Source organism: Humidesulfovibrio sp. (assembly GCF_035560995.1).
In the GTDB taxonomy this organism is placed as follows: domain Bacteria; phylum Desulfobacterota; class Desulfovibrionia; order Desulfovibrionales; family Desulfovibrionaceae; genus Humidesulfovibrio.
Genome location: NZ_DATMYK010000261.1, coordinates 1 through 4389 on the forward strand (window position 1 = coordinate 1; position 4389 = coordinate 4389).

4 protein-coding genes and 1 pseudogene are annotated in these 4389 nt (G+C 63.0%); all 5 read left to right on the forward strand.

All coding sequences use genetic code 11. The features are described from left to right. Positions 1–307 (forward strand): annotated as a pseudogene (locus tag VN419_RS10140) (hypothetical protein); the annotation flags it as partial. A 12-nt stretch (positions 308–319) separates the two neighbouring features. Then, positions 320–1015 (forward strand): lipoyl(octanoyl) transferase LipB, encoded by a 696-nt coding sequence (gene lipB, locus VN419_RS10145; RefSeq protein ID WP_325647105.1) that lies wholly within the window; start codon positions 320–322, stop codon positions 1013–1015. Continuing rightward, complete coding sequence (lipA, locus tag VN419_RS10150; protein WP_325647107.1) at positions 945–1841, forward strand: lipoyl synthase; 897 nt, start codon at positions 945–947, stop codon at positions 1839–1841. The genes lipB and lipA overlap by 71 nt, the downstream gene beginning before the upstream one ends. A gap of 142 nt (positions 1842–1983) precedes the next feature. Beyond that, positions 1984–3720: a DASS family sodium-coupled anion symporter gene (locus tag VN419_RS10155; RefSeq protein WP_325647109.1), complete on the forward strand. Its 1737-nt coding sequence runs from the start codon at positions 1984–1986 to the stop codon at positions 3718–3720. A 154-nt stretch (positions 3721–3874) separates the two neighbouring features. Then, a partial coding sequence (locus tag VN419_RS10160) for a hypothetical protein (protein ID WP_325647111.1) occupies positions 3875–4389 on the forward strand: 515 nt, incomplete at its 3' end.

A 4389-nucleotide genomic window follows, 5' to 3' on the forward strand; every position in this document is an offset into this window, starting at 1 on the left:
GACGGACAACGCCCCGGCGCGCGCGCCCAAGGCCCAGCGCCCCGAGCGCGCGGAAAAGCCCGCGCATGAGGCCCTGACCGTGGACAGCATCATCGCCGCAGAGGAGCCCAAGGCCCCGCGCAGGCCCAAGCTGCCCTCGGAACGCCCGGCCGACGCGCCCCGCAAGGGAAAGGGCAAGCCCAGCTCCAAGACTGGCGGCAAGCCCAGCCCCAAGGCCAGCGGCAAAAGCGGCGACAAGCCCCACGCCTCCCGGGCCGAGCGCAAGGCCACCGGCAAACCCACCGGCAAACCCAAGGGCAAAGCCTAGGAGCAGCCACCCGTGCGCATCGAGGATCTGGGACTCATCTCCTACCGCGAGGCGGAAGCCCTGCAACTGGCCACCCTGGCTGATGTGCAGCAGGGCGGCGAGGAAGTGCTTTACCTGCTGGAACACCCCAAGGTCATCACCCTTGGCCGCCAGGGCGGGGGCGAGAACCTGCATGTGGGCCGCGCCTACCTGGAAAGCCAAGGCATCGAGCTGGCCCAGACCCTGCGCGGCGGCAACATCACCTGCCACTTCCCCGGCCAGCTGGTGGCCTACCCAATCTTCCGCGTGGAGAAACGCCCCGGCGGCATCCGCCAGTTCTTCTTCGACATGGAGGAGGCGGTGATCCGCACCTGCGCGGCTTTCGGCGTGGATGTCACGCGGCGCCAGGGCTACCCCGGCGTGTGGACCAGCCCGGACGGACCACAACAATCTGACGCCAGCGCCCACAAAATCTGCTCCATGGGCATCGGCGTGAAACGCTTCGTCACCTATCACGGCCTGGCCCTGAACGTGGGCCACGACGTGAGCCTCTTCGACCTCATCACCCTGTGCGGCATCGGCGGCGCCAAGGCCACTTCCATGAGCGCCGAGGCCGGGCGCCCCGCGGACCAGCCCATCGACATAAAGGAAGTGAAGGATGTCCTTGCCAGAGAATTCCGCGCCCGTTTTGCGCATTCCGCCCTGGCTGCGGGTGAAGCTGCCCAGTAGCAAAGATTACGCCTGCACCGGCTCGCTTTTGGCCGACCTGAACCTGAACACCGTGTGCCAGAGCGCCCGCTGCCCCAACAAGTGGGAGTGCTTCTCGCAAAGCGTGGCCACCTTCCTGATCCTCGGACGCGAGTGCACGCGCAACTGCGCCTTCTGCAACATCAGCCCCGGCGCGCAGCTGCCGCCGGACGCCGACGAGCCGCGACGCGTGGCCGAGGGCGCGGCCAGGCTCGGCCTCAAGCACATCGTCATCACCTCCGTGACGCGCGACGACCTGCCCGATGGCGGGGCCGGGCACTTCGCCGAGACCATCCGCCAGGTCAAGGGACGCCTGCCCGGCTGCACGGTGGAGGTGCTCATCCCGGACTTCCAGGGCGGCGAGGCCGCGCTTTTGACCGTACTGGATGCGCAGCCCGACGTGCTGAACCACAACGTGGAGACCGTGCCACGCCTGTATCCGGACATCCGTCCCCAGGCGGACTACGCGCAAAGCATCGAACTCTTGCGCCGCACGGCGGCCTATCAGCCAAACGGCGCGCCCAGCATTCCGGCCAAGAGCGGGCTCATGGTGGGCCTGGGCGAAACCGACGAGGAACTGCGTCAGGTCATCCGCGACATGCGCGAAGCGGGCTGCTCCATGATCACGGTGGGCCAGTACATGCGGCCCTCGCGCCTGCATCCGCCGGTCTTGCGCTACATGCCGCCCGAGGACTTCGACGCCCTGGCCGAGTACGGGCGCTCCCTCGGCGTGGCCAAGATGTTCTGCGCGCCGCTGGTACGCAGCAGCTACCACGCAGCGGAACTTGCCGCCCAAGCAGCCGGGTAATTCCCCCGCAAACGGGTCAAATTTCCTGGGGGAATCATTGGGATAATTATGGACATCCGGGTGCATAATCCTTAATTTGTGAATCGTGGCACAAGGGAGTTTTGGCGCGTTGAGTAAGTAGTTGACACCACTGGAGGACACCGTGAGCAGACTTTGGAAGGGCCTCATTCCCGTCCTGGCCGCCCTGGCGGTCTGGGCCGTCCCCACCCCCCAGGGCCTTGAGCCCTATGCCTGGCAATATTTCTCGATTTTCGTGGGCGTTGTGGTGATGCTCATTCTGGAGCCCATCCCCGCCGCAGCGGTGGGCCTGGTGGGTGTGGTGCTGTGCTCCGCGCTGATGCTGGTGCCCGCCGCCCCCGAGCCCAAGCCCGCCGCGCCCAAGGCCGATGCGGCCAAGCCTGCGGACGCCCCCAAGCCGCCCGACGGCGTGAAGGCCCCGGAGGGCGCGAAGCCCGAAGCGCCCAAGACCGACGCGGCCAAGCCTGCTGCGGCTCCTGCCGCTGCCGCCAAGGTCGAGGCCCCCAAGGCCGTAGCGCCTGCCGCTCCGGCCGTCGGCAAGCCCGCGGACGCCAAGCCCGAAGCCGCGGCCTCCGTCGCCGCCAAGCCCGCGGACAACGCCACGGCCAAGCCCGATGCCGCCAAGTCTGACGCCAAGCCCGCAGTGAAGAAGCCCAAGCCTGCCGACGAGATCAAGTGGGCCCTGGCCGGCTTCTCCAACAGCACGGTCTGGCTCATCTTCATCGCCTTCATGTTCGCCCTGGGCTATGAGAAGACCGGGCTGGGCAAGCGCATCTCGCTTCTGCTCATCAAGAAGCTGGGCAAGCGCACCTTGGGCCTGGGCTACGCCGTGGCCCTGGCCGACCTGGCGCTGGCCCCGTTCATGCCCTCGAACACCGCGCGCAGCGGCGGCACCATCTTCCCGATCATCAAGAATATTCCTGCCCTGTACGGCTCCACCCCGGACCACGAACCGCGCAAGATCGGCGGCTACCTCATGTGGGTGGCGCTGGCCACCACCTGCGTCACCAGCACCATGTTCCTCACCGGCCTTGCGCCCAACCTGCTGGCGCTGTCCCTGGTCGAAAAGACCGTGGGCATCAAGTTCGCCTGGATGGAATGGTTCATGGCCTTCGCGCCGGTCGGCATCGGCCTGTTCCTGGCCGTGCCCTGGCTGACCTACGTGCTCTACCCGCCCACGCAGAAGGTTTCCGCGGACGCGCCCATCTGGGCCGCCAGCGAACTCGTCAAGCTTGGGCCCATCACCCGCAAGGAACTGACCATGGCCGGACTGGCCGTGCTGGCCCTGCTGGGCTGGATCTTCGCGGGCGACTACCTGGACGCCACGCTGGTGGCGCTTCTCGCCCTCACGCTCATGATCCTCACCGGGGTCATCAGCTGGGACGACCTGCTTGGGCACAAGCAGGCCTGGAACGTGCTGTTCTGGTTCGCCACGCTGGTGACGCTGGCCGACGGCCTGGCCAAGGTCGGCTTCCTGAAGTGGTTCGCCACTTCTGCGGCGGCGGGCATGGTCGGTTACTCGCCCACCACGGTGACGGTGCTTCTGGTGGTGCTGTTCTTCGTGGTGCACTACCTGTTCGCCAGCCTGACGGCGCACGTGACGGCGCTGCTGCCGGTGTTCCTGACCACGGCGGCGGCCATTCCGGGCGTGAACATGCGCACCCTGGCGCTTCTGCTCTGCCTCAGCCTGGGCCTCATGGGCATCATCACCCCGTACGCCACGGGGCCGAGCCCGATCTACTACGGCTCCGGCTTTGTGGGGCGTAAGGACTTCTGGCTGCAGGGGTTCATCTTCGGCGCCATCTTCCTGGCGGCGCTGGTGTTCATCGGCATCCCGTACCTGATGAGCATGGGCGGCTAGGCCAAACATCGTAACGACACGGCAAAACAAAGCCCCCCGGTGCGGAAGCGCTGGGGGGCTTTTTCATAATATCCGTTGCGCAAAAAAAGACTAGCAGATAAAAAGAAACAAAGACGTCAAGAATTATGAACTAACAAATTTCTTGGAGGAGTCCATGCAATACTCAATTATAAACGAACAACCACCAAAGAGTTTCAAAAAAGAGCTTGTGTTGAAGTATGATGGAGAAGCGGTAGTTGACCACACCATCGATGCTGAGTTTTATGCACGCTCGGTCTTAGGTTTTGGTCGGGCACTAAAAAAAACGAATAGATTCCTTCTCAAAATGGAACTTAGCGTTAACATTAAAGCAGAGAGAGAAGGCTCGTGGGAATCACTAGTAGAATTTTTAACAAGTAAAGATATTCAAGCAACCGCGACCCTGATGCAATTCCTTTCCTTTTTTAACCTAGGCTTCAAAGATATATGCAGGCTTCCAATATACATACTCAAATTAGCAACGGACGTAATTCGGAGTGGGCGCGGAAGAAAAGACGGCATTCGAAAAATTGCTAAAAGTTTAGAGCTCAATTCAGAATGCAAAGAAAATTTTATAAAACTGTTAGAAAACTTTGACTTCAGATCAGCAATAGACGAAATGACGGTATTCTTGACTCTAATGGGAATGGA

Coding starts and splice junctions, on each gene's coding strand:
- lipA (WP_325647107.1), top strand. CDS start 945: ATGTCCTTGCCAGAGAATTCCGCGCCCGTTTTGCGCATTCCGCCCTGG.